The following is a 24,684-nucleotide window of genomic DNA, read 5'->3' as shown; positions in this document are numbered from 1 at the left end:
CATAAGCTTTGATAATAATAATGTATACGCTTTCGCGAAAGCGTAATTTTGTATAATTAGGCAGAGCTCTATAAAGGTTATAGAAACTGTATTATAGTCTAAGCTGTCATTTGTTACTTTTAAAATTAGAAATCATCAATCAAATATATTTTTATGGAATCACCACAGCCGCAATTTTTACCCGTAAGTGCACTCTCAGACGAGCAGCGCGTAGACTTCTACCGAAAGACATATACCTATGTTGCGCTAGCAGTATTACTATTTATAGTTACTGAATACTTGTTTTTTCAATCTCCTGCTATTTTAAATTTTGCAATGTCACTCACTGGAGGGTGGAGCTGGTTATTGTTACTAGGAGCATTTATGTTTATTACAAACTATGCCGAAGGTCTAGCACTTAACTCCCGTGATAAGACCAAGCATTATCTTGCCCTAGGCATCTATGTAGTAGCCGAAGCTTTTATCTTTATACCCTTATTGCTCATTGCTTTCTCAATGATAGATGGAGTTGAGATGCTTCAAAAAGCAGCTGTAATGACCATTGCACTTTTTGCAGGACTATCTGGAGTAGTTATTGTTACAAAAAAGGATTTTTCCTTTTTAAGATCAATACTTACCATTGGTTTCTTTCTCGCAATAGGCCTAATGGTTGCAGGTTTGTTATTTGGATTTGACTTAGGACTTTGGTTTAGCGTTGGGATGGTAGCACTAGCTGCGGGATCTATACTTTATACAACCTCAAATATGGTTCATAAATATGATGAGGAGCAGTATGTAGCTGCTGCCTTGGGATTATTTGCATCACTTATGCTATTATTTTGGTACATACTTAGAATATTTATGTCAAGAGACTAACCAAAAAGAATTTATAAAAAAAGCCATCGCAGTATACTGCGATGGCTTTTTTTGTTTTGTTAAGAGACTAATTAAGAGATTTGAGTCTTTAAATTTTTTATTGTGCTTACGGGGTCCTCGGCCTTAAAGACATAGCTACCAGCTACGAGCACATCTGCTCCTTTCTCTATAAGTTGTGATGCATTTTTTGAAGTAACACCTCCATCAATTTCTATAAGAGTTGCAGCATCTTTTTTTGTAATAAGCCTTTTAAGAGCTGCTACTTTATCATAGGTGTTTTCTATAAACTTTTGCCCACCAAACCCAGGGTTTACACTCATTACACATACAAGATCGATATCTCTTATTACATCTTCTAGTAATGCGATAGGTGTATGTGGGTTGAGGGCTACACCGGCTTTCATACCAGCATTTTTTATAGCTTGTAGTGTTCTATGTAAATGTGTGCAAGCCTCATAATGAACCGTAAGAATGTTTGCTCCCAGATCTGCAAAGGTTTGTATATATCTGTCTGGATCTACAATCATTAAGTGTACATCTATAGGTTTGCTTGCGTGCTTAGTGATATCTCTAAGTACTGGCATACCAAAAGATATGTTAGGTACAAAAACACCATCCATTATATCAATATGAAACCAGTCTGCATCACTCGTATTTATCATTTCTATATCACGTTGCAAGTTTGCAAAGTCTGCTGCTAGTACAGAAGGCGCTATAAGTTTTGAAGACATAAAGTATTGTTTAGGGTAAAGATAAGATTATCTAAATATTGGAAATGAAAAATCCCCGGTAATCAGCCGGGGATTCATTCATCAATCAAAAAACGAACAGTTATGATAAACTGTTGTTACTTTTATTAGGTCGCCAGTGGCGTTAATTACTTACATTAAGTATGGTAAAGATACCAAAACTTTCTTTCTACTAAAAGTTAAACACTAATTTTAAGACAATAAACATCTTATCGATACTTCTACTACGTTTATCCAAGATAAGTCTTAAGAATTTTACTTCTTGAGGTATGCTTGAGTCTACGTATTGCCTTTTCCTTTATTTGTCTAACTCGTTCACGAGTGAGGTCAAAGGTTTCACCTATTTCTTCTAGAGACATAGGTCTTTGATCTGCAAGGCCAAAATAAAGTCGCACTACATCTGCCTCACGAGGCGTAAGTGTTTCAAGTGCTCTTTCTATTTCTGTTTTAAGAGATTCGTGCAATAAAGCACGGTCAGGGTTAGGCGACTCTCCAGAGTTAAGTACGTCATAAAGGTTAGAATTCTCTCCTTCTATAAGAGGGGCATCCATACTTACGTGTCGGCCAGAATTTTTAAGAGACTCCTTAACATCCTTAATTGTCATATCAAGTTCTTTTGCAATCTCTTCTGGGCTAGGAGGTCGCTCATTTGCTTGTTCTAGAAAAGCAAAAGTCTTGTTGATCTTATTTATAGATCCTATTTTGTTAAGAGGCAATCTTACTATACGAGATTGCTCTGCTAGCGCCTGTAATATAGATTGTCTTATCCACCACACGGCATATGATATAAACTTAAAGCCACGCGTCTCATCAAAGCGTTGTGCTGCTTTTATGAGTCCTAGATTACCCTCATTAATAAGATCTGGAAGCGTTAACCCTTGATTTTGGTATTGCTTAGATACAGATACTACAAAACGCAGGTTTGCCTTTGTGAGCTGCTCAAGTGCACGGTGGTCACCCGCTTTTATACGTTGTGCGAGTTCTACCTCCTCTTCTGCAGTGATAAGATCTACTTTACCTATCTCTTGAAGGTACTTATCTAGTGAAGCGGTCTCGCGGTTAGTAACCTGCTTGGTGATTTTAAGCTGTCTCATAGGGCTGAAATAAACTTGGGTTGACGTTTGTCTATTATACGAGGCAAAGTTGCAAAATGTTACAAAAATCTTAAAGTTTTTTTTAATTGATTTTTTAGTTATAGCTTAAGCAACTTTTTTAAAATCATTAATGTGTTGATTTTAAGTATGTTGGGTTTTTATAGTTTGTGATTTAAGCAGGTAGACTCTATGCTTTGGTTAATAAAGTATGAAAATCTGATTACGCTTTCGCGAAAGCGTAAAACACATCGTTAATGTGCTCAATAATATTATATAAAGTTTTTAAACCATATTGCTATTAAATATCTTTGTAGTCTATGATAAGTTTACCTCTATTTATTTCTGGTACCGAGATTGCCTTCATTATTTTTATAGTGATTATGGTTTTTGGTGCAGATAAAGTTCCAGAAATCGCACGTGGTTTAGGGAAAGGTATGCGTCAAATTAAAGACGCTACAAATGATATCAAATCTGAAATAACTAAAACTGCAGAGCGTAACGATATAGATCTTGATGTGACTAAGGATATCAAGAAAGAAATAGATAAGGCAAAGGAAGATATAAACGACATCACTGGCCCTATTAAAAGATCGCTCTAGATGTGGGAACAACTCCAGCAATGGGATAGGTCACTATTTATATATCTTAATAGTCTGGGTATAGAAAAATATGACGCCTTCTGGATTTTTGTGACTAAGATTGAGCACTGGACACCGCTATACATTCTCTTTTTCATTCTCTTTTTTATAGTATACACACGCCGTAAGGCATTTATAGGTGTAGGTATTACACTCGTAGTTTTTGCTGTAACTCTTGGTCTGACGGAAATTGTAAAAAATACAGTAGGTAGACTAAGGCCTAATAATAATACAGAGCTCGCAGAGCTTATACGAGTATTACAAACTCCGGGTAACTTTAGTTTTTTCTCTGGTCACGCAGCGGTCTCATTTGCAATGACCACATTTGTTGTACTAGCATTGCGGTCAAGATTTAAATGGGTGTACGTATTTTATATCTGGCCACTACTTTTTATTATGAGTCGCATTCTTGTGGGGGTACATTATCCTGGTGACATATTAGTAGGGGCACTTGTGGGGACTACTATAGGTTTCTATTTTTGGAAATATTTAGGTAAGCAGGTACTTCAAAAGGCTTAAATTAAACATAAGCATAGCTTGTTGATAAAAGCGTATTCTTCAAAATTTTATGTAAAATTTTACGAATTTAATATTATGCACGCATAATTATTAAAATTTTAATACATTGAGGCAGTTTTAACACAAACCCAATCAATATGAAGAAAACAAGCTCCCTAGTATTAGGAATGTGCCTTCTTGCGGCATTCTCTTGTACAAAAGATCAAGATGAAGCGTCAGACCTTATTACAGAAAATGTAGAAGTAAACCTTCAAGATTCAGACGCGTTTTTAACTATCGAAGAGATTAACGCCTTAATCAACCAGTCATTTTATGAAAAACAATCATTCTCTTGGAGTGAAGTCCCGGCCAATGTCCTTTGGAGTGCCACAGTGCACGGAGGTAAAGTTCTTACCATAGGTTATGGTGAAAAAGGTGAAAGCTTTAGAACAGAAAAAAACGATCGCCTTGATGCCACAAGGCTCAGTCTTATGGATCTGGTTCAAAGTAGTGAGCAAGTTGCCAAAAAAGACTTCAGAGTAAAAGAAGATGAGGTTCTTAATGTCGTAGATCTTGAGGTCACAAAGCTGGAAACTATAAGAGAGCTGCTAGCCTCAGATGGAGTGAGGTATTTAGAACCTAACGGTTATTCTTATTACGACATCACTACTCCACAGGGAGCAAAGCCGGCGCCTACCCAAACACGCAGTGCAGGTTGTGATACTAGTGGCAGTAGCCTTAATAGTGCAGATTATAGAAGTATATGGCCTGGAGCACTAGTACCTTGGACGTTTGATCGTCACAATATAGCTAGCGCTTGGGGGCGCTCTCGTGGTGCAGGTATTACAATAGGTATTATAGATACTGGTCTTTCACCTAACCAGCCATTGCTAGGTAACAGTTTTGGAGATGGAGCTTCTATAAATGGAAGAACGGTAGAAAAATATGGAACTTATATAGACTCTGCCTGGTGGTGGTCTAATAATCTAGATGGACCAAATGACCGTTGTGGTCACGGTACAAGTATGGCAGGAGTCGCTGCCGGACCTCGCAATAATGATGGCCTTCCTTCTGGAGTAGCTTATGATGCAAATCTTGTAATGTATAGAGGAACATCTGATGTTGTTCTTAATGATTATCACGAGCGCAAGGGGGTGTCTAACGCATTACGAGCACTTGCAGATAGGAGTGATGTAGACATTATCTCAATGTCTATAGGTTACCCTTGGAGTATAGGTAATGTAAGAGATGCTGTGCGTTATGCATATAGTCGTGGCAAACTCATATTTGCTGCTGGTGGTACAAGTACGAGTGCTACAAACTGGTATCCAGTTATTTTTCCAGCAAGTATGTCTGAGGCTGTCGCAGTGACAGGGGTGACAGATTGGTCTGGAGGTTATAGAGAGTGTGACGTTTGTCACGATGGTAGTGAGATACAGTTTACAATTGTGATGGAGCGCGATAGTAATGATAATAGAACAACACCAGTGATAGGTTTCAATCAGGGGCAACGTGATTATGTAGGTGGCTCATCTGTAGCTACAGCAACTATGGCGGGAGTAGCCGCAATGGTTTGGTCAAAATACCCTAACTGGTCAAGACAGCAGGTTCTTAATAGACTACGCCAGTCATCAGACTTATATGGTAATACGAGTAGTAAGTACGGTTATGGTAATATAGATGCCTATCAAGCTGTGCAGTAAATAGGATGTTTTTTAAATTAGTAAGGTCTCATTGTAACCATCAATGAGACCTTTTTTTATGATGTTTAGAATTACGCTTTCGCGAAAGCGTAATTAAAACGAGTAATACACTACTTCACACGACTCACCGTAAGCCCATCTCTTATAGGTAATAGAACGGTCTCTAGACGTTTGTCTTCATTGAGTAGCTTGTTATACTCCAGTAACACTTTAGTGTCTATGTCTTTCTCATTAAGTGATTCAACCACTTTGCCGCTCCAGAGCACATTATCAGAAAGGATAATGCCACCCTTGCTCATCTTATCAATAATCACATTATAGTAATTAATGTAGTTGCGTTTATCTGCATCTATAAAAACGAGGTCAAAAGTAGTGTCAATGGTTGGAATGATATCTAACGCTTTACCGAGGTGCTGTGTAATTTGTGATCCGTAAGGCGAAGCGTCAAAATGCTTGCGCTGGAAGTCTACAAGTTCTTCCTTAATATCTATGGTGTGTAGAGAGCCTTCTTGTTGTAAACCTTCGGCGAGACATAAGCCAGAGTAGCCTGTAAAAGTACCTATCTCAAGAATGTTTTTTGGGTTTACTAGCTTGCTTATCATACTAAGCACTCTACCTTGGTAGGCACCAGAAAGCATACGTGGTTGTAGTATCTTTTGGTAGGTTTCCTTTGTAAGCGCTTTGAGATGAGCAGGTTCTTGCGCCGAGTGGGCAACCACATAATCATCAAGTTCCTCTGGTAAAAAATGCATTATAAATAAGTTTGAAAGGGCAAAATTACCCATCGTTTTTGAGATAGGTCTAGGTAATGCAATAATTTATTTTTCGCCTAATATTCTTTTCCTGAAAGCTTCCTTGCGCTTCTCATCATCTCCATATAGCCAGCGCACAACATTATCATCCCATATCTGGTCATACTCCTTAGCATTAATAATCTCGCGTTCTAAAGCAAGATCTAATATCTTACCAGGATAACTACTCTGGTTATCGCTTTCCATCTCACCCAGCGGGTATGGATCATCAAGTCCCATAACCACCTGCTTGCTTCCTTGGTTTTCTATTACCATTTTAAGCGAATTTGTATCGTGTACTAGGGTGTCAAAAAAGATATTAGGATGTCCCACAGATTTACGTGGGTGTGTTTTTCCTTCAAAAAGATCTGGCCTTCCGTCAAAACCTTGTATACGTCTCCCTAGATTTATTTGTGCTAGTTGGCCACCGTGTGCAAAGCATACACGCATACCTGGATACTTATCTGCATAGCCATTAAGCGTAAGAAAGTGGTAGGCATCTGCACATTGTGCAAGCATCCAGATGAGGTGAAAACGCCAGTTTGTATTCTGCAGTTTTATAAACTTCTCACCATCGTACGGGTGAATCTCTACTGCGAGATTATACTTGCTTGCAAGTTCAAAAATAGGTTCATTTTCTTCATCAAAAATACATCGCCACGTCCCGATGGTATCCATATAGTGTGTAGGCAAGCATAGTAAATCCATACCTAGCACTTCTACACATCGCTCTATCTCCCATAATGCTCCACGCACAAACCCTGGGTGTACCACAAAACCAGTAGTAAATTTATCTGGGTGATCTTGTTGCACTCGCGCATTAAAGTCATTTTGAAACTTAAGTGCTTGCTTCATTTCCTCTAGACGCAGTCCGTTTCCATAAAGTTGCGAGAGGTTAAGTACCACCGCGTGGTCTACCTTGTTGCGTTCCATCCACTCCAGTTTTTCGTGCAAGAAAAAACTAGAATCTGTCACAGGTCTGCTCCAGTCTTTTTGGAGCATAAACTTTCGGTCTTTGTCTACCCAAAAAATCCCTTTGTCTTTCATAAACTGAGGGATCTCCTCTGGATAGGGAAGTAGGTGAGAGTGGCCGTTTATACGAAGTTTTTTATGTGACATATTGAGTATGCTTTCGCGAAAGCGTACTACGCAATCGCTGTTGTGTTTTTAAAAATACAATTATTATACGAGTACCGCCTTACTCTTTTACCTTCTTGAGTTGTATATAATATAAGACGAGTAGTATAATAAAACCGCCAAAGGTTGCAACCAAAAAATAACTGCTTAATCCCGTCTGTTTACCCACGGCAACTGCCATAGATTGATATACCAACCACCCAAAAAGAAGGGTGCAATATAGCGCCATTTGTGACATAAAGGTTTTTGTAACGGTAACCTGTGCCTCATTTTTAACCCCTTGTTTATGCTTGTTAATCTTTATAGACTTGCCTGTCATAAACTGGAATAGTAAGATAAGTAAGACGCTAAGTGCGGGTAAGATAAAAAGTTCATTTTTTGAACCATATCTATCTACCACCCCAGTCGCATCAAAGTGCATAGGTACCTCGTCTGGAATATCCCCATAATGTATCAGAATCATCGCAAAGGTAACTCCCGCTACGAGCCAACTTAGTATCCAGAAAATCTTTTTAATATCCATCTACAAGCTTTTTGTGCGCCCTCCATCTACTGGGACATTTATTCCATTAATAAATGAAGCGGCTTCACTAGCAAGAAAAACGATTGCATTTGCTACCTCTTCTGGCTTTGCAAAACGTTTTGCTGGTGAAGCGTTTGCCATAGTTTGTGATACCTCTTCTATAGATTTCCCAGTCTTTTTTGCCTTGTTTTCTATAATCTCAGAGAGTCTGCCAGTGGCGGTTGCGCCAGGAAGTACGTTGTTTACGGTGATGCCGTATTGCCCTAGTTCATTTGCCATCGTTTTACTCCAGTTTGCCACGGCACCACGTATGGTGTTACTCACACCTAGCCCATCTAGCGGTTGCTTTACCGAGGTAGAGATCACGTTAATAATGCGTCCATATCCTTCGGCTTTCATTCCGGGAAGTACTGTTTGTGTTAATAGGTGATTGGTTTGTAGGTGTTGTGTAAACGCTTTCGCGAAAGCGGTAACATCTGCATCCACTATTGGTCCACCTGGAGGGCCACCTGTGTTATTGATTAATATGTGATATACATTGCCCGTTGCCGAAACAGCAGCTGCCACCTCCTGCGGATTTGTAAAATCTGCCACCACATAGCTGTGTTTTTGTGAACCGTTATTAGGTAACTGCGTGATTACGGTTTTGAGCTTTTCTTCTGTACGAGCGGCAAGGGTTACGTTTGCACCTTCTTCTGCTAGACCCATTGCGGTTGCTAGTCCGATCCCTGCTGTAGAGCCACAGACGAGTGCATTTTTATTAGTTAGGTTTAGTTTCATAGTATGTGATTGCGAGCGTAGCGAACTAATCTGTTCGAGTGAGCTCTAATTTTATTTTCTAATTATATTTTATACAAACATTCTTTGCTTCAGTAAAAAATCGGAGCGCTTCAAAACCACCTTCACGACCCACGCCGCTAGCTTTCACTCCGCCAAAGGGTGTGCGCAAATCTCGATTCATCCACGTATTCACCCAGACAATACCAGCTTCAAGTGCATTGCTTAAACGCATTGTTCTGTCAAGTTGTTGAGTCCAAACTGTTGCAGAGAGTCCGTATTTTGTTCCGTTTGCTAGTGCAAGGGCTTCTTCTTCGGTGTCAAAAGGCATTATGGTCACCACAGGTCCAAAAATCTCTTCTTGGTTAAGTTTGCAGTTATTACTGTCCACCTCAATAACCGTAGGTTCTAAGTAATAGCCATTCTCATATCCTGCAACGGTTACTCGCTTACCACCATAAAGGACAGTACCTCCGTAAGTCTGTGCGTTATTAATGTAGTCTTCTACTTTCTCAAGGTGTGATTTTGATACGAGAGCTCCAAGGTTTGTTTTCCCTTGTGATGGATGGCCCACGACTAACTCCTTGACTTTTGAAATGAAATCACTTTTAAATCGGTCATAAATAGATCGCTCTACAAAAATGCGACTCCCACAGAGACAGATTTGCCCTTGATTTGCAAAGGAGCTTCTCACGGTTGTGGCAAGCATATCTTCATAATTACAATCGGCAAAAATGAGGTTTGGGTTTTTACCACCTAGCTCTAGTGATAATTTTTTAAACATAGGTGCACACGTCTTTGCGAGATGCGCTCCCGTTTTTGTGCCTCCCGTAAAGCTTATCGCCTTGATATCTTTATGTTCTAAAATTGCTTGTCCTGTTGTGTGTCCTAATCCGTGTACAATATTGAGAACACCAGGAGGAAGCCCGGCCTCTGTACAAATCTCACCTAGCAGATAAGCCGTCATAGGAGTGATTTCACTAGGTTTTGCAATCACACAATTACCAGCGGCTATTGCGGGAGCGATTTTCCAGGTAAAGAGATACAGTGGTAAATTCCACGGACTTATGCATCCCACAACACCTATGGGTTTACGCAGGGTAAAATTCATTGCGTTCATTCCCACACTCTCGTGACTCTCTGCCGAAAACTGAGTGATTGCATTTGCAAAAAACCGAAAGTTACTCGCCGCCCTTGGGATATCTACAGCCATTGCTAGTGATACCGGTTTCCCATTATCGCGACTTTCGGCTAGCGCAAGTTCTTCAAGTCTAGCTTCAATGCCACTTGCGATGTTCATCAAGATGCGACTGCGCTCATCAAGTGTGGTGCTAGACCACTGTGGGAATGCCGCTTTCGCGAAAGCAGTAGCCTCCTCAATATCTTGCGCACTACTATTAGGGGTCTGACCATATACCTCACCAGAAGCTGGCTCATAATTGTCTAACCAATCATTTGATGCTGGATTTTTATAGTCGCCGTTTATGTAGTTTTTGATGTTCATCTATTCCGGCTTATAAGCCATTACCTTAATCTCGACCACCAGATGCGGATGTGGTAGCTGGTGTACGGCTACGGTGGTTCTTGCAGGGCCAGTTTCTTTATTAAAAAACTCTCCGTAGGCTTCGTTGTAACCGCCAAAATCATTCATATTTACAAGAAACGACGTAACATCTACCACATCTTCCATCGTGGCATTTGCGGTTGCAAGTGTTTTCTTGATGTTTTCTAGCACGGCTCTGGTTTGCTCTTTGATATCTAGATGCATTGTGCCCATCTCGTCTATCACGTGCACGCCGGCAAAGGTGTTATCTGCCTTGCGGCTGCTCGTGCCCGAGACAAATAGAAAGTCTCCAGCTCTTTTAATATGAGGATAAGCTCCTCTAGGTGTCACTTTCTTTTCATTAAAAGGATCGCCTTGTAAACGTAGGTCTAAATCTTTATCACTCATAAGTATATGATTTTGTTATATGTTTCCGGCTATGGCATCGTCGTGCAAGATGTCTTCTGTAGCCTGTTGTACTTTTTTTAATTTCGCTTTAAGCGAAAGAGAATCAGGTAGCAATCCGTCATCCAGTAGGTTTAAAATAGCCTTGTTTTGTGCTCTACCGCGCGTCATTGCCTCTTTGTATCCTATCGCCTCGTTAAAAGTTACTAAACTATATTTTGAGTAATACTCCTTTGGGAATTCTTTCTCAAATTGTGTCTCTAGCTTTCTCTTTTCTTGAAACATAGGGTGAGCCGTGTGTTCTTTCATCTCGTGAAAGTTATCTACCGCAAGGTCTGCAATGGCATCTGTATCTGGTTTTCTGGTTTTTTCAAATTCTTTGAAAACTTTCTCCCATCCTTGATCGCCAAATGTATCGAGCGTCTCGTCAAAAACTACCACATCTTCAAAACTAGCATTCATCCCTTGTCCATAAAATGGAACAATGGCGTGTGCCGCATCTCCTAGGATGCACGTTTTTCCAAAGGCGCTCCACGGGTGGCATTTTATAGTACCTAGCGGCCCTACAGGATTTTCTTCATATTCTTTTACCAGTTCTGGCATCATAGGGATAGCGTCTGGAAACTGTCTTGTAAAGTATTCTGTAATTGCAGCTGGGCTATCTAGAGATGCAAAACTATCTGGAGCATCTTCATAATCTATAAATAGCGTTACGGTAAAACTCCCATCTAGGTTAGGCAAAGCAATAATCATATCACGACCACGTGGCCAGATGTGTAAGGCATTTTTTTCAGTTCGGTAACCGCCATTTTCGGCAGGAGGGAAGGTGAGTTCCTTATAACCGTGACCTAAGTAATCTTGCGAGAAGCTGAATAAAAAGTCGCGACTCATATACATACTCTTACGCACTGCAGATCCTGCACCATCTGCTCCTAGAATAATATCTGCAGTGATGGTTTGCTCTTCTTTTGTGTGATAATCTGTAAAGGTTGCCGTAGCATTTTTAAGATCTACGTTTGTACACGCCTGGTTAAATTGTACTTGTAAGGTATCATACTCATCTGCCGCATTGAGTAGCATAATGTTGAGGTCTGTACGTGAGATAGAATTTATGTATTCATCTGTACGTCCAGAATACGGACTAAAAAGGGTGTTACTTTCTTTGTCGTGCAACATCCTTCCATTCATAGGGATACACAAATCTTTTACTCGATCCTCAAGACCTACAAGGCGTATTCCCTTTAAACCTCTATCTGATAAAGCGAGATTTATACTTCTACCGGCATCTTGATGTACGGCTCTTAGGTCTGGACGCTTTTCCATCAAGGTGATTTTATAACCACGTTGCGCCATACGTAAGGCTAGAAGCGAACCGCAAAGCCCAGCGCCTATAATGAGTATGTGTTCTTGTTTTGCCATATTATATTGTGAGTACTAGTGTGATTTCTCCGTTAGTACTGTTTGAATTTTTATTTATTTCTCAAGCACTCCATTTCGTCTGCGACGGCTTTGTCGTTTGGAGTTCCATTTTCGCGTAAGCTAGATACTACAGCAGCGTGATTTTTGTCATTTCTGTTTTGTGACATCTTTTTTACAGCTTCAATACTCGTGATCTCAATCTCAAATGCCACGACGCCGTTTATTTGTCGCAATGTTTTTTCAGAAAGCGTATCCATATCTATTGGATTTTTTTGCGGAGCTTCATACTTATCCATCAATGCTTTGATGGATTTATAAGTGCCTTCCTTATCTAGTAAACGCACAATACCTCTCACTTGTACGGCCGTATAGTTCCAAGTGGATACTTCTTCAAAGTCGTACCAACTAGCCGAAATATAACTGTGAGGTCCATTAAAAATACAGAGCGCCTCTGCGCCATTTTTGAGGTGAGCAACTTGCTCATTCATTTTTGAGATGTGTGCGTGTATGATTTCGGTGCCGTCTGGGCGTTTTGATAATTCTAAAGGGATGTGTGTCGCACACGATTTTCCATCAAGATTTGTGACAAGGATCCCAAAAGCATTCTCTTTTAAGAAACTGCGTATCTCTTCTGGGTTTTCATTTTTATAAATCTCAGGGATATACATTACAGTATCTTTTTGAGTCGTTCTACCATTTCAAATACGTCTTGATAACTATTGTAAAGCGGTGCTGGAGCGACGCGTATTACATCTGGCTCACGCCAGTCTGAGATGACTCCTGCTTCGGTTAGTTTTTTGTGTAAACTCTTATCGGCATTTTTTACTTGAATACTTAGTTGGCACCCACGTTGCGCTGGATCGCTAGGTGTAATGATAGCAATGTGCTCATTGTTGAGTTCGTTTACTAAGAACTCCAGGTAACCAGTGAGTTTTTCAGATTTTGCACGTATGTTGCTCATACCAGCTTCCTCAAAAATATCTAAGCTCGCTTTTACAGCTGCCATACTGAGGATAGGAGGATTTGATAATTGCCAGCCTTCGGCAGTTGGAATTGGGTCAAAGCCTTTGCGCATATTAAAGCGTGTGTCCTTATTTTGTCCCCACCAGCCCGTAAAGCGCTGTATGTTTTTATCTGTATGGTGGCGCTCGTGTACAAAGCATCCACCTAGACTTCCTGGGCCGCTGTTGAGGTATTTATAAGTACACCACACGGCAAAATCTGCACCGCTCTCGTGTAAGTCTGGCATAATATTACCCACGCCGTGTGCAAGGTCAAAGCCTACTTTGCTGCCGTTGTTGTGACCTAAATCAGTGATTTTTTTAATAGGGTAGCACTGCCCAGAATAATAGTTTGTGTTACCAATTAAAAGAAGCGCAACGCCGTCGCCGTGTTCTTTTACAAGTGCTTCTAGGTCTTCATAACGGCATAATTCTTCTCCTTCTCGAGGTTGCCAAAGTATAAGGCTCGTCTCTGGATCGTATCCACGCTGGCGTATCTGACTTTCTACCGCATACTTATCTGATGGGAAAGCATCGCTTTCTATAATTATTTTATGACGTGATGGCGTAGGATTGTAAAACGAAACCATCATCAAGTGAAGGTTTGTCGTGAGGGTATTCATTATCACTACCTCACTCGGTTTTGCACCTACAATGTGTGCCATAGGTTTTGCGAGTTCCTCGTGATAAGACATCCACGGAGTTTCTTCTTTAAAATGCCCTTCAACACCCAGATCTGCCCAGTCATTGAGTTCTTGCTCGATGTATTGTGCGACAGATTTTGGCTGGCAGCCTAGACTGTTTCCGCAGAGGTAGATAAGTTCGTTATCCTCTTTGTCTACTGGTATGTAGAAGTGATTACGGTACTCTTTAAGGGGATCTTTTTCGTCTTGCGCTTTCGCGAAAGCGAGATTATTTTCATACACCATATATGCTGTTTTCTTGAAGAACTGTTGCTTGTCTAAAAATAATGATTTTAAGGGAGAAAATGTCTTTACAAGCATATGAAGCAGCGCAAATGTTCAGCACATTTAAATTGTAATATGTAACGGGGTTTTTCTTACGTTGAGAGCGGAGGTTATTTATATTTGTGGACCATTTAATAATAAACTTTATGAAAAAACTAGTTGTACTACTTTTACTAATTGCAGGTTGCTACACACAGGTTACTGCACAAGAAAAAGAAAAATTTAGATTTGATATACGCCTTGGTTATGCTGCCGGTAATGAATATGGAGATGGTGTCTTATTTAATCTGGAACCTAAATGGTCAATAGATGAAAAGATAAATGTAGGTTTTAGAATAGGTGGTGCGGCACTTGCCGAGTTAACAAGTCCTTCTAATGGAATTGAAGCTTTTGAAACAGATGTCGTTACTGTTTATGGATCATACCTAGGTACAATAGATTATTACTTTTACCATAAAGATGGGTCACCTTTTGCAGTATTTGGTGGTGCCGGGATAGGATATGTTTCTAGTGCAAACGTAATCGCAGATTTTGATGAATATGACGATGCAAATAATATTGAAACCGATAATGGTCTAGGTGGGATGTTGCGAGTAGGTTTTGACTACTTTAAGTTTAGACTTGCTGCAGAGTATAATTTTGCGCCTGAAGGTCAATTACGTGACCTTAATAATAATGAGTTTAGTGCTGTAAAGAATGGGTACTTTGGTATCTCTTTAGGATTTTATTTTGGTGGTGGAAAATGGAAAAATGTAACAGTTCAAGAGTAAATATTACTGACATACTATAATAAAAAGGTCTCTCAATATGGGAGACCTTTTTATTATAAAACGTTTGCGCACAAAATCTTGCGCTATTGTGGTTTGAGTTATAAGATGATTTACTTTTGAGAGATGAACTCTCTGTTTCTCATACTATCAAGAAAAAGATACTTTGCACCCGCTTGGGTTTTTGCTTCACTCAATATTATGATAGGTACTTGGGTGCTTTACATCCCGAGAGTAAAAGAAAAGCTAGGAATAGATGATGGAGAGTTAGGCGTAGCTTTATTCTGTATGGGGTTAGGAAGTCTCGTGTCGCTCACGGTGGCCTCTCGAGTTATAAAGCGAGTGGGAGTAGGGGCATCTACAGTAGTAGGTGTTATTATCTTCTCACTATTGTTTATAATGCCATTACTTGCTCCATCTTATGCACTTTTGTGTGTTTCCTTGTTTTCTGTAGGGCTATTTTCTTGTTTTACAGATATAGCAATGAATGCGCTCGTCTCAGATATTGAAACCGAAGATGATGTGCATATTATGAGTTCTTCTCACGGTTTCTTTTCTATAGGAGGAGCAATTGCCGCAGTGATAGGTTATTTTATAATAGACCTTGTTAAGGTGCCTGTTTATCACGGTATGGGAGCTGCAATTCTGGTCATTGTCACAAATTTGTGGCTTTGCAAAAGTTATATAGCTCATAGAACCCCTATAGATGATAGTCACGGGACACTTAATTTCAATTTACTCAAACCGCTGCTAGGTCTTACCATTATAGCTCTTGTAATTATGGGAAGTGAAGGCGCCATTGAGCAGTGGAGTAAGCTCTATCTAGAAGATATTGTGCAAGTAGCTACAGAAAAAACTGCAGGAATGGGGTTTTTGCTTTTCTCACTGTTTATGGCCATAGGGCGTTTCTTTGGTGATGGGGTGAGTAAGCGTTTTGGGTCCTTCAAAATTATCATAGGTGGAGCTCTTCTTGCGGTTGTAGGCTACCTAGCGGTACTCTCAGCTAGTACCTATGTCACTCTTGTAGGTTTTGCAATTATAGGGCTCGGCTTTTCTGTGATTATTCCTGAGTTGCTTAGACTCGCAGGGAAAGCAAAAGGAGTAAACAGCGCAGACGGTATTTCTTTTGTTGCGGGAGCTGGTTTTATAGGGTTTCTTGCGAGTCCACCATTGGTGGGGTTTTTGGCAGATTTTTCAAGTCTCAAGCTGAGCTTTACGGTGCTAGGTGGTGGAGCATTACTAGCGATGATTATTGGGATTACGCTTTCGCGAAAGCGTAATTAACTCCAACTATAGCTACACGTATGTTAAGGTAAAGTAGACAGTTATTGTAAATAGTTTTAAATCTAGTAGTATTATCTATCTTTGCACGCTATGACAAAACAGGCCCTAGATTCATTACAAGCACAAATAGACCTTGGTGAGATGCTTCCGCTTATGGAGGAATTTTATACCATACAAGGAGAAGGATTCCATAAAGGAACAGCAGCTTACTTTATACGAGTAGGTGGTTGTGACGTGGGATGTCACTGGTGTGATGTGAAGGAAAGTTGGGATGCTGCAATACACCCTCCTACAAATGCAAATACCATTGCCGAAAATGCTGCAAAGTACTCAGATACTATTGTGGTGACGGGTGGTGAGCCGCTTATGTGGGATATGAACCCGCTTACTAAAAAATTAAAGTCACTAGGACTTACAACTCACATAGAAACTTCTGGTGCCTACCAGCTTTCTGGTGATTGGGACTGGATATGTCTTTCTCCCAAAAAACGTATGCTACCTACGCAGTCTGTACTAGAAAAAGCAAACGAACTGAAGGTGATTATCTTTAATAAGTCAGATTTTGACTTTGCAGAGAAGCACGCCGCACAAGTGGGTGAGGACTGTATTTTGTACTTACAACCAGAATGGTCTGTGCGTGATAAAATGGTGCCACTCATTGTAGATTATGTGATGAAAAACCCAAAGTGGAAGGTGAGCTTACAGACACATAAGTATTTAAATATACCATAGTAGGCTTAAAGCTTTAGGCGATATGCCATAAGCCAGTGATACTTTTACGGAGATGATGAAGTTGGTAGCTCAACAGTTTCTGTACTTCTTTGTTAAAAATTTCATCGTCAAATATCCAGCAACTTTATATTTGCTAACAGCTAATTTTCGCGAAAGAACATAAAAAAATCCGCTACTTCTCAGTAGCGGATTTTTTGATTTATTGAGTTTCTTAGAAGCTTATGCTTCTACTTCTTCCTCTTCTTTTTCTTCCTTTAATCCTTTCTTCTGTACTGTGTCAAACATTACAGGAGTTGCGATAAATAGTGAAGAATATGTACCTACGATTACACCTACAATAAGTGCAAACATTAATCCTCTAATAGATGGAGCTCCTAAGAAGAAGATCGCTAGAAGTACGATTAACGTAGTTACAGACGTATTAAGTGTACGGCTTAATGTACTGTTAAGTGCTTGGTTAATTAATTTACCAAATCCTCTAGTAGAACCGTGCTCTTTAATGTACTCACGTATACGGTCAAAAACTACCACGGTATCATTCAGAGAGTACCCAATTACGGTAAGAATAGCCGCAATAAAGTTTTGATCTACCTCCATATCAAATGGCATTATGTTTTTGAATATTGCAAATACACCTAGTACTAACAATACATCGTGGAAAACTGCAGCTACAGCTCCAAGAGAGAATTGCCATCTACGGAAACGTAATAAGATGTATAAGAATACCACAATTAATGAACCGATTACGGCAAAAAGTGCTCCTTTCTTAATATCATCTGCAATAGTAGGACCTACCATATAGTATTCCATTTTACCTACCTGCTTATCATCTGTAGACTTTGCAAAAGCTGCATAGCTCATACCGCTAGGTAAGAATGGTGTAAGTGATGTAAATAGTTGTTGCTCAACCTGAGCATCTATATCTGTACCTGTCTCATCGATACGGTACTTTGTAGTAATCTTTAATTGATTATCTGCTCCAAAAGTTTTTACATCTGCACTTCCAAAATCTGCAACAAGTGCATCTTCTACTTCTTGTGCATTCATAGGTTGGTCAAAACGTACTGTGTACGTACGACCTCCTACAAAGTCAATACCTGCGTCAAGACCTCCTGTTAATAAAGCAGCAAGACCTCCTACGATAAGTACTCCAGAGATAGCGTAAGCAATTTTACGTTTTCCTAAGAAGTCTACATTGTTATTTACAAATAGATTCTTAGTCATACCTGTAGCAAACTCTAGAGACTTTCCGTTTTTACCGTATCCATCTATAAATAGACGTGTGATAAAGATTGCACAGAAAAGTGATGTTGCAATACCTATCATAAGTGTAGTTGCAAATCCTTGTACCGGTCCTGTTCCAAATAAGAAAAGGATAAGTGCCGTTAAGAACGTCGTAATGTTTGCATCAAGAATAGATGAAAGTGCATTGTTAAAACCGTCTTTAATAGCATCTTTTTGAGACTTCCCTTTGCGTATCTCTTCTTTAATACGCTCAAAGATAAGTACGTTTGCATCCACAGACATACCTATAGTAAGTACGATACCCGCAATACCAGGAAGTGTAAGTACAGCTCCAAGACCTGCAAGTACTCCAAAGATGAAAAGGATGTTTACTACAAGTGCGATATCTGCAAATCCTCCGGCTTTACCGTAGTAAAATACCATCCAGATAAGTACTAGTGAAAGTGCGATTAAGAATGATAAGATACCAGAGTTAATAGCCTCTTGACCTAATGATGGTCCTATTTCTTCTGCTTGAATAATCTTAGCAGATGCAGGAAGTTTACCTGCGTTTAATACTGTTGCAAGATCTTGTGCGCTTGCTACCGTAAAGTTACCAGAGATCTCTGTGCTACCTCCTTTAATCTCTTGACGAGCTGTTGCTGCAGAGTAAACATTACCATCTAGTGCAATAGCGATAGCATTTCCTTTTTGAGCAACCTCACGAGTAAGTTTTGCCCACTGGTTAACCCCTTGTCCTTCAAAATCAAGACCTACAGCAGGTTGTTGTGTTTGTGTAAATTGCTGGCGTGAGTCGTTTACAACATCTCCGTCCATATAAGGTGCTCCCTGTCTGTTAGACTCAAGTGCATAAAGACCTACGATGTCTGCTCCTTCTTCTTCTGGCACACCCCAAGCAAACTTCGCATAACGTAAAGACGCTGGGCGCTGCTTGATAACTGCTGGGTTTCTTAAGTAAGAGTTGATTGTTGCTGTGTCTTTTACAGCAGCAAATCCTACAGTAGGTACTTGGCTAAACTGTACAGCTTGCTGGTTTGGGCTAAATATTTTAAATAGTGGTCCAAAATCTTGCTCCTCTTCTTCTTCATCTACATCTTTAAGTAGATCAGATACATTATCATCTAGTGTGCTGTCTTGAGCAACTGCAGCTTCTTTTTTCTCAGATGCAGCAACAAGAGTTCTTAGTGTCTCATTTGCTCCTATAAGGTAGTTAAGAGCTTCACCAGCATAGTGAGTTGTGTAAAACTCAAGTTGTGCTGTCTTTTCAAGAAGACCTCTTACACGATCAATATCTTTTGCTCCTGGAAGCTCAACAAGTATACGCCCATTATCTCCTAGAGACTGGATGTTAGGTTGTGTAACTCCAAACTTATCAATACGATTACGTAATGTTTCAAAAGCAGACCCTACAGTCTCTGTAATTTCACCTTCAAGAACTGTAGCAACTTCAGAGTTGCTCATTCCTGTGTTTACTTTGTCTTCTAGAACAACATTTGCAAAGATATCTGGAGAGGCTAGTTGCCCACCCTGCTTTTCAAATTCTGTTACAAAATCTTCAAAGTAAGTGTTTTGACTATCTTTTTGTGCCTCATCTGTAGCATCTAGTGCTGCGATAAATGCCGGGTCTGTACTGTTGTTAGAAAGACCACCTAAGATATCACGTATAGATATCTGAAGTATCACGTTGATACCCCCTTTAAGATCCAGACCTTTGTTAAGCTCTTTCTCTTTTGCATCATTATAAGTGATGCCAGCAAAGATAGGATTTGCTCCTATGCTGTCTAAGTACGTGCGCTCTATGAGATCTTGTGCATCTGCATCTGTAGGCGCTTGTGCAACGGCATATGCCTTTGCTTCGTCTTCTGTTTTGTTTGTTAAATACGTAAATGATAGTTGGTATAAACATACCAGACCAAAAATTAACGCAAAAACTCTAATGAGTCCTTTGTTTTGCATTTTGCTTTGTTTGAGTTCAGAAAAAGAGTTTTTGTAAACTGCAATTTCTGAAAGTTGATAAATAATTAATTGATAATAATTGCCACTTCTGGGTGTTGAAGCAGCGTTGTGGATATTACAACTAGCCGCTGGCTAGACTGTATATATCTAGGTGAAGTTGTTAAGAAATAGGTCCAGCACGCACTTGTGGTATGCGGTACTGAATATTTTCTAATGCGATAGCATTGTACCTATAAAGAGTATAGGTTGTGTGTGTGTTACTATTTTCTACTTTTACTTGCTGGTTATTAAACGCAGCATAGGTATCAAAGCTTGTAGCACGTGTGGTCTCAGACTTAGGCTCAATAATATGACCCGCTGGACCGTCAAAATCGCTGGTGTCTTGTATTTTGTAAATATCTAGCTTATAGTAGTCTGCGCCATCATCAGTAGGGTAGTGGTCAGGAGTAGTCGTATATGCTTGACTGTTACTTGTTTCGCTAAAAATTTCTTGAATCTCAGATACCTCTAGATCACTGTAGTAGCTCAGTTTTAGTGTTCCATCTATAAGCTTTTCAACTTTGATGTTGCTTACGTCTACATTTTCTAGTTTGCTCTTTACAAGTGCAATTGCATCTTGAGTGTTATGTACATTGTTTTGAGAAGTAGCAAATTTTATGAGAATCTCTTGGTTAGGTACAGTATTTTGCTCCAAGCTTATTCCTAAAATAGCTAGGGCAATAATAAATGTATATAAGTACCACTTGTTTCTCACAAATTGATGTTTATTCATCAAGCGACAAATATAATATTCTCAGGCTAAGTACCCAATGTTTTAAAGACTACTTATTAGTTAATTAAAACGGCTTGTAGACTCCTATCTGCTAGTAGTTTTAGGTGTTACGCTTTCGCGAAAGCGTATGTAGTAGTTTAATAATCTTTAGTCACCATTTGTAATAAATGATGTGATTTCCAGCTGCGGTATCACCCCTGTAGAAATTACTTGTGTAAGGTTGTGCGCGCTTTCTACGGTGAAGTTACCGCTTATTTCGGTTTGTCCACCAGTTATAGGTTGGTTTGCCATAGGTGCTGCATATACTTGATTATCTATCACAATGGCTATTGCAAATCTATCTCTAGCCGCTCTTGTGGTGAGGGTTTCCCACGCTGTAGCAGCTGTATCTGTCATTGCAATGTTTATTGTGGGCTCTCCTACTTGAGAAAAAGATTGTGTGGAGCGTGTTATAAAATTACCGTGCATCGCCGGTTTTCCTGATGAGTCCAGTATGAGTGCATAAAGTGTTATCACACCATTAGTTTCTGGTATACCCCAGGCAAATGTGACATTGAGATTTTCTTTTTGTAGTGCTACCTTTACCTTTTCTGAGTGTAGTGTGCGGTTTACAAGTGCTGTATCCTTTACGTTACTTAATCCTATATATGTTGGATTGTTAGGTAATCCTGCCACAAACACTTCTTTAAAATGTTTGATACTGTAGTCTCTTTCAGGGTCTAGTTCCTCATTATATAAATCGATTATGGAGGGCATTATCTGTTTTATAGATGCGGTCTCGTAGAAGGCAACAGCGCCCGGAGTTTTTAGAAGGGTTCTTATATGTTCTTCTGTTGTTTTAGTTTTTAAACTAATATACGCTTGATTATTACCTACGGCTTCAATCTTAATAGCCTTACTAGATGGGGCTAGTCTATTTTTTATAGCTTCTAGATGGTGCACTGTGAGTGCTTGCGCTGGTGAGGAGACTTCAATTTTAAAGCTATTTTTGGGTTTGAAACTTATACAGGATGCTAAGCTTAGAAGTACGTATAAAAGCGATAATTGTATTTTCATAAAATAATTTCTAAACCGAAGATATATAATAATGAGCGGATTACGCTTTCGCGAAAGCGTAAAAAAAACCTGCTACATTTAAGTAACAGGCTTTTTGTATCGAGTTATGTAGGCTGTATTATAGCTCTAATAATCCGTTAGTTTTCTTAACGCCCTCTGCACTTTCTGCAAGGTGTGCTTTTTCTGCATCGTCAAGTTTGATCTCTACTATTTTTTCGATTCCGTTTTTACCTAGTACTACTGGTACACCGATACAAAGATCAGAAAGACCGTACTCACCATCTAGTAGTGTAGAACAAGGGAATATTTTCTTTTGGTCACAAGCAATTGCTTGTACAAGACCAGATACTGCTGCACCTGGTGCATACCAAGCAGAAGTTCCGAGAAGTTTAGTAAGTGTTGCTCCACCTACTTTAGTATCTTCTTTTACTTGAGTAAGACGCTCGTCAGAAATAAATTCTGATACAGGTACACTGTTGCGAGTTGCAAGACGTGTAAGTGGTACCATTCCTTTATCTGAGTGTCCACCTATTACCATACCGTCTACATCTGAGATAGGAGCTTCTAGAGCTTCGGCAAGACGGTACTTAAAACGAGCACTGTCAAGAGCACCACCCATACCGATGATACGGTTTTTAGGTAGTCCAGTTACTTTGTGAGCTAGGTAAGTCATTGTATCCATAGGATTAGATACTACGATAAGGATCACGTTAGGAGACTCTTTTACAAGACTAGCAGCAACGCTTTTTACGATACCTGCGTTAATACCTATAAGTTCTTCACGAGTCATACCTGGCTTACGAGGTATACCAGAAGTAATTACCGCGATATCACTACCAGCAGTTTTTGAGTAATCACCAGTAGTACCTGTGATTTTTGTATCAAAACCGTTTAAAGAAGCTGTTTGCATTAAATCCATTGCTTTACCCTCGGCAAAACCTTCTTTAATGTCTACTAATACTACTTCACTAGCAAAATCTTTTATTGCGATGTATTCTGCACAGCTGGCACCTACGGCTCCAGCACCTACTACGGTAACTTTCATTGGATATAATTTTTAATATTTATGTTGATTTATAAAGCTTTTCACGGCTGCTACGAAAATACGATATATCCCTCTTTTTATGTAACCTATCGTAATAAAACTGTCTTAAGATATTTCAAAAAAAAATCCCTGTCGCTACAAGTAGTGACAGGGATATAACAAGCTTGAATTCACAATCCAAATGAATCAAATATTATGTTGCTTGTTTTTTTAAACCATTTCAAATACCCAACTTAGAATAGTTTAATAATCAACGTATGATTACGCTGGTGTAAATGTAAGACGACTTTAGAAAAGCGATTGCTTGTTAATACAAACCAGCTTCAAACTTACTTAAATGTGTTTTTAATCGATTAAATATGTATTTTATCGATTAAAAATTTGATTTTAGTCGATAATGTGCATCTCTTGTAAGTAGGCGGTTTTAAAAAAAAATCCCCACTATTAGATAGCGAGGATTTAAGTATGACTAAATTCTTTAAAATTAAACCCCTACATCTAATCATAAGAAAATAGCGATTAGTGCAGAACACTAATCATATACGGGTGCAATTTAAATATTTCTTAAACCTCAAAACATTACGGGATTAAAATCATACCCTCATAATTCTTTTGTGTATTTAATCGATTATAAAGTGTTTTTAGACGATGTTTTTTAAAGTAAGGTTGAGTCATAACGTATTTATAATCTGTAGAGAATTCCTATGTTAGAATTTGTAAATCTCCCTACCGTTAAGATGTGAGATAAGCTCCACTTTGAGAAATGATAGCTCACCCCAATCTCACCTCTTATAGCGATTTTTTGAGTATCAATTTTTTCTACTAGCTGATTTAAAATAGATAAGAACTGACTTTCTTGACCATTGAGCGAAAAATCATAATTGCTCACTGTTATTCCTAAGTTACCCATAAACTCAAATTTCTTATGTCTCTTCGAGGTTATAAATTGAAAAAGCATCGAATTTGAAGCTATATCCATACCATCTACTTCTAGAAGGGGAGTTGTCTCTGCGTCATCTGGATTGTCTATAGTAAAAGCATCTAATTTTATTCTTAAGTCAAACCGAGCGTATGAAGCAGCAATAGCATACTGCAGTGATTCTGAATTTTCTTGTTGAGAGCTGTATTGATTGAGGTTGTGTTTAACGCCTATACCATAAATATTATATGCAGCGTCTTCAATGGGTATTCTAGGGGAATAACGTAGAGTGATCTCTGTCTTTTTCCATAGACCTATAGAGGTCTGTAAAAAGGGGTGGAAAAGCACACTTTGTTGTACACCTTCAAAAGCTTGTAATTCATTAGGTTCATCGCCTATGGTAAAATCAAAAAACGTAGAAGTCTCACCACCTAATGCACTCGGTATGATAGCACTGCTCGAACCGTCACGAATGACGAAATTATTGAAATCCGAATTTGAGACTTCAAAACTACGCTTATTATTGGGAGTAAATAGCGTATTAAAGTGCAAAGAAATTTTGGTTTCGAATAATCCTAATGAGCGGGCATTATCTACCCAAGCTGCAGAAGATTGAAATGAGCTTGCCTCTGCACCGGGTGTAATAAAACCTTCAGAAATATAAACTAGGTCTTGTACTGTGTTTTCTACATCTTCAAAAACAGATTGGGCTTGAAGCGAAGTGCAAATAATTAAATTGAAAATGCAAAGGAGTAGTTTTAGTTTCATAATCATATAGGTTTCAGTAGGAATATGGGAAAATACTAT

General features: G+C 39.2%; 23 protein-coding genes. 7 read left to right on the top strand and 16 right to left on the bottom strand.

The features are described 5' to 3' along the window. Positions 1-153: 153 nt before the first annotated feature. A complete protein-coding gene (locus ACJJVM_RS04085; protein ID WP_298352037.1) occupies positions 154-855 on the top strand; it encodes a Bax inhibitor-1 family protein in 702 nt (233 codons plus the stop codon). A gap of 71 nt (positions 856-926) precedes the next feature. On the opposite strand, the gene rpe is transcribed toward ACJJVM_RS04085, so the two are convergent. Both rpe and ACJJVM_RS04075 read right to left on the bottom strand, forming a co-directional pair. Beyond that, positions 927-1,586 (bottom strand): ribulose-phosphate 3-epimerase, encoded by a 660-nt coding sequence (rpe, locus tag ACJJVM_RS04080; protein ID WP_298352039.1) that lies wholly within the window; start codon positions 1,584-1,586, stop codon positions 927-929. Positions 1,587-1,834: 248 nt separating this feature from the next. Then, positions 1,835-2,698, bottom strand: a complete 864-nt coding sequence (locus ACJJVM_RS04075; protein WP_298352042.1) for an RNA polymerase sigma factor RpoD/SigA — start codon at positions 2,696-2,698, stop codon at positions 1,835-1,837. A gap of 317 nt (positions 2,699-3,015) precedes the next feature. On the opposite strand from ACJJVM_RS04075, the gene ACJJVM_RS04070 reads away from it, so the two are divergent. The 3 genes from ACJJVM_RS04070 (at position 3,016) to ACJJVM_RS04060 (ending at position 5,537) form a co-directional block, all read left to right on the top strand. Further along, positions 3,016-3,297, top strand: coding sequence for a twin-arginine translocase TatA/TatE family subunit (locus ACJJVM_RS04070; protein WP_035327726.1), 282 nt, complete (start codon positions 3,016-3,018; stop codon positions 3,295-3,297). Beyond that, positions 3,298-3,855, top strand: a complete 558-nt coding sequence (locus tag ACJJVM_RS04065) for a phosphatase PAP2 family protein (RefSeq protein ID WP_405210895.1) — start codon at positions 3,298-3,300, stop codon at positions 3,853-3,855. A 137-nt stretch (positions 3,856-3,992) separates the two neighbouring features. Next, complete coding sequence (locus ACJJVM_RS04060) at positions 3,993-5,537, top strand: S8 family peptidase (RefSeq protein WP_405210894.1); 1,545 nt, start codon at positions 3,993-3,995, stop codon at positions 5,535-5,537. A 110-nt stretch (positions 5,538-5,647) separates the two neighbouring features. Here the strand turns inward: ACJJVM_RS04060 and ACJJVM_RS04055 are convergent, their stop codons facing one another. The 9 genes from ACJJVM_RS04055 to kynU form a co-directional block, all read right to left on the bottom strand. Then, a complete protein-coding gene (locus tag ACJJVM_RS04055) occupies positions 5,648-6,289 on the bottom strand; it encodes an O-methyltransferase (protein ID WP_405210893.1) in 642 nt (213 codons plus the stop codon). Between the two features lie 66 nt (positions 6,290-6,355). Further along, positions 6,356-7,447 (bottom strand): amidohydrolase family protein, encoded by a 1,092-nt coding sequence (locus tag ACJJVM_RS04050; RefSeq protein WP_405210892.1) that lies wholly within the window; start codon positions 7,445-7,447, stop codon positions 6,356-6,358. A 79-nt stretch (positions 7,448-7,526) separates the two neighbouring features. After that, entirely contained in the window at positions 7,527-7,988 is a 462-nt protein-coding gene (locus ACJJVM_RS04045) for a DUF1648 domain-containing protein (protein WP_298328686.1), read from the bottom strand. Continuing rightward, a complete protein-coding gene (locus ACJJVM_RS04040) occupies positions 7,989-8,768 on the bottom strand; it encodes an SDR family oxidoreductase (protein WP_298352060.1) in 780 nt (259 codons plus the stop codon). 58 nt (positions 8,769-8,826) lie between these two features. Next, positions 8,827-10,269, bottom strand: coding sequence for an aldehyde dehydrogenase (locus ACJJVM_RS04035; protein WP_405210891.1), 1,443 nt, complete (start codon positions 10,267-10,269; stop codon positions 8,827-8,829). Continuing rightward, complete coding sequence (locus ACJJVM_RS04030) at positions 10,270-10,716, bottom strand: RidA family protein (RefSeq protein ID WP_035336030.1); 447 nt, start codon at positions 10,714-10,716, stop codon at positions 10,270-10,272. 15 nt (positions 10,717-10,731) lie between these two features. Next, positions 10,732-12,132 (bottom strand): FAD-dependent oxidoreductase, encoded by a 1,401-nt coding sequence (locus ACJJVM_RS04025; RefSeq protein WP_405210890.1) that lies wholly within the window; start codon positions 12,130-12,132, stop codon positions 10,732-10,734. A gap of 50 nt (positions 12,133-12,182) precedes the next feature. Then, the gene (locus ACJJVM_RS04020; protein WP_405210889.1) at positions 12,183-12,800 is read right to left on the bottom strand and encodes an FMN-binding negative transcriptional regulator; all 618 of its coding nucleotides are present in this window, start codon (positions 12,798-12,800) and stop codon (positions 12,183-12,185) included. Beyond that, positions 12,800-14,062 (bottom strand): kynureninase, encoded by a 1,263-nt coding sequence (gene kynU / locus ACJJVM_RS04015; protein WP_405212172.1) that lies wholly within the window; start codon positions 14,060-14,062, stop codon positions 12,800-12,802. Before kynU ends, ACJJVM_RS04020 begins: the two co-directional genes overlap by 1 nt. Before the next feature lie 185 nt (positions 14,063-14,247). Between kynU and ACJJVM_RS04010 the strand changes: the two genes are divergently transcribed. The 3 genes from ACJJVM_RS04010 to ACJJVM_RS04000 all read left to right on the top strand — a co-directional run bounded on the left by ACJJVM_RS04010 (position 14,248) and on the right by ACJJVM_RS04000 (position 16,884). Beyond that, positions 14,248-14,871: a hypothetical protein gene (locus ACJJVM_RS04010; protein ID WP_405210888.1), complete on the top strand. Its 624-nt coding sequence runs from the start codon at positions 14,248-14,250 to the stop codon at positions 14,869-14,871. Between the two features lie 123 nt (positions 14,872-14,994). Beyond that, positions 14,995-16,152: an MFS transporter gene (locus ACJJVM_RS04005; RefSeq protein ID WP_405210887.1), complete on the top strand. Its 1,158-nt coding sequence runs from the start codon at positions 14,995-14,997 to the stop codon at positions 16,150-16,152. Positions 16,153-16,242: 90 nt separating this feature from the next. After that, positions 16,243-16,884 carry a 7-carboxy-7-deazaguanine synthase QueE gene (locus ACJJVM_RS04000; protein WP_035336039.1) on the top strand — a complete coding sequence of 214 codons (642 nt, stop codon included), beginning with the start codon at positions 16,243-16,245 and terminating at the stop codon, positions 16,882-16,884. 219 nt (positions 16,885-17,103) lie between these two features. On the opposite strand, the gene secDF is transcribed toward ACJJVM_RS04000, so the two are convergent. From secDF to ACJJVM_RS03975, 5 genes are all read right to left on the bottom strand, one after another. Next, positions 17,104-20,085: a protein translocase subunit SecDF gene (gene secDF / locus ACJJVM_RS03995; protein ID WP_405210886.1), complete on the bottom strand. Its 2,982-nt coding sequence runs from the start codon at positions 20,083-20,085 to the stop codon at positions 17,104-17,106. 160 nt (positions 20,086-20,245) lie between these two features. Further along, positions 20,246-20,839 carry a hypothetical protein gene (locus ACJJVM_RS03990; RefSeq protein WP_405210885.1) on the bottom strand — a complete coding sequence of 198 codons (594 nt, stop codon included), beginning with the start codon at positions 20,837-20,839 and terminating at the stop codon, positions 20,246-20,248. 165 nt (positions 20,840-21,004) lie between these two features. Continuing rightward, complete coding sequence (locus ACJJVM_RS03985) at positions 21,005-21,913, bottom strand: SecDF P1 head subdomain-containing protein (protein WP_405210884.1); 909 nt, start codon at positions 21,911-21,913, stop codon at positions 21,005-21,007. Between the two features lie 118 nt (positions 21,914-22,031). Then, positions 22,032-22,958 carry a malate dehydrogenase gene (gene mdh / locus ACJJVM_RS03980; RefSeq protein WP_405210883.1) on the bottom strand — a complete coding sequence of 309 codons (927 nt, stop codon included), beginning with the start codon at positions 22,956-22,958 and terminating at the stop codon, positions 22,032-22,034. A gap of 682 nt (positions 22,959-23,640) precedes the next feature. Continuing rightward, positions 23,641-24,645: a DUF6588 family protein gene (locus ACJJVM_RS03975; protein WP_405210882.1), complete on the bottom strand. Its 1,005-nt coding sequence runs from the start codon at positions 24,643-24,645 to the stop codon at positions 23,641-23,643. Positions 24,646-24,684 lie beyond the last annotated feature (39 nt).

It is taken from the genome of Dokdonia sp. Asnod2-E02 (genome assembly GCF_045063915.1).
Taxonomy (GTDB): Bacteria; Bacteroidota; Bacteroidia; order Flavobacteriales; family Flavobacteriaceae; genus Dokdonia.
The sequence above is the reverse complement of the archived record's forward strand: the minus strand, read 5'-3'. Positions and strand labels throughout refer to the sequence as shown.

Coding starts and splice junctions, on each gene's coding strand:
- ACJJVM_RS04085 (WP_298352037.1), top strand. CDS start 154: ATGGAATCACCACAGCCGCAATTTTTACCCGTAAGTGCACTCTCAGAC.
- rpe (WP_298352039.1), bottom strand. CDS start 1,586: ATGTCTTCAAAACTTATAGCGCCTTCTGTACTAGCAGCAGACTTTGCA.
- ACJJVM_RS04075 (WP_298352042.1), bottom strand. CDS start 2,698: ATGAGACAGCTTAAAATCACCAAGCAGGTTACTAACCGCGAGACCGCT.
- ACJJVM_RS04070 (WP_035327726.1), top strand. CDS start 3,016: ATGATAAGTTTACCTCTATTTATTTCTGGTACCGAGATTGCCTTCATT.
- ACJJVM_RS04065 (WP_405210895.1), top strand. CDS start 3,298: ATGTGGGAACAACTCCAGCAATGGGATAGGTCACTATTTATATATCTT.
- ACJJVM_RS04060 (WP_405210894.1), top strand. CDS start 3,993: ATGAAGAAAACAAGCTCCCTAGTATTAGGAATGTGCCTTCTTGCGGCA.
- ACJJVM_RS04055 (WP_405210893.1), bottom strand. CDS start 6,289: ATGCATTTTTTACCAGAGGAACTTGATGATTATGTGGTTGCCCACTCG.
- ACJJVM_RS04050 (WP_405210892.1), bottom strand. CDS start 7,447: ATGTCACATAAAAAACTTCGTATAAACGGCCACTCTCACCTACTTCCC.
- ACJJVM_RS04045 (WP_298328686.1), bottom strand. CDS start 7,988: ATGGATATTAAAAAGATTTTCTGGATACTAAGTTGGCTCGTAGCGGGA.
- ACJJVM_RS04040 (WP_298352060.1), bottom strand. CDS start 8,768: ATGAAACTAAACCTAACTAATAAAAATGCACTCGTCTGTGGCTCTACA.
- ACJJVM_RS04035 (WP_405210891.1), bottom strand. CDS start 10,269: ATGAACATCAAAAACTACATAAACGGCGACTATAAAAATCCAGCATCA.
- ACJJVM_RS04030 (WP_035336030.1), bottom strand. CDS start 10,716: ATGAGTGATAAAGATTTAGACCTACGTTTACAAGGCGATCCTTTTAAT.
- ACJJVM_RS04025 (WP_405210890.1), bottom strand. CDS start 12,132: ATGGCAAAACAAGAACACATACTCATTATAGGCGCTGGGCTTTGCGGT.
- ACJJVM_RS04020 (WP_405210889.1), bottom strand. CDS start 12,800: ATGTATATCCCTGAGATTTATAAAAATGAAAACCCAGAAGAGATACGC.
- kynU (WP_405212172.1), bottom strand. CDS start 14,062: ATGGTGTATGAAAATAATCTCGCTTTCGCGAAAGCGCAAGACGAAAAA.
- ACJJVM_RS04010 (WP_405210888.1), top strand. CDS start 14,248: ATGAAAAAACTAGTTGTACTACTTTTACTAATTGCAGGTTGCTACACA.
- ACJJVM_RS04005 (WP_405210887.1), top strand. CDS start 14,995: ATGAACTCTCTGTTTCTCATACTATCAAGAAAAAGATACTTTGCACCC.
- ACJJVM_RS04000 (WP_035336039.1), top strand. CDS start 16,243: ATGACAAAACAGGCCCTAGATTCATTACAAGCACAAATAGACCTTGGT.
- secDF (WP_405210886.1), bottom strand. CDS start 20,085: ATGCAAAACAAAGGACTCATTAGAGTTTTTGCGTTAATTTTTGGTCTG.
- ACJJVM_RS03985 (WP_405210884.1), bottom strand. CDS start 21,913: ATGAAAATACAATTATCGCTTTTATACGTACTTCTAAGCTTAGCATCC.
- mdh (WP_405210883.1), bottom strand. CDS start 22,958: ATGAAAGTTACCGTAGTAGGTGCTGGAGCCGTAGGTGCCAGCTGTGCA.
- ACJJVM_RS03975 (WP_405210882.1), bottom strand. CDS start 24,645: ATGAAACTAAAACTACTCCTTTGCATTTTCAATTTAATTATTTGCACT.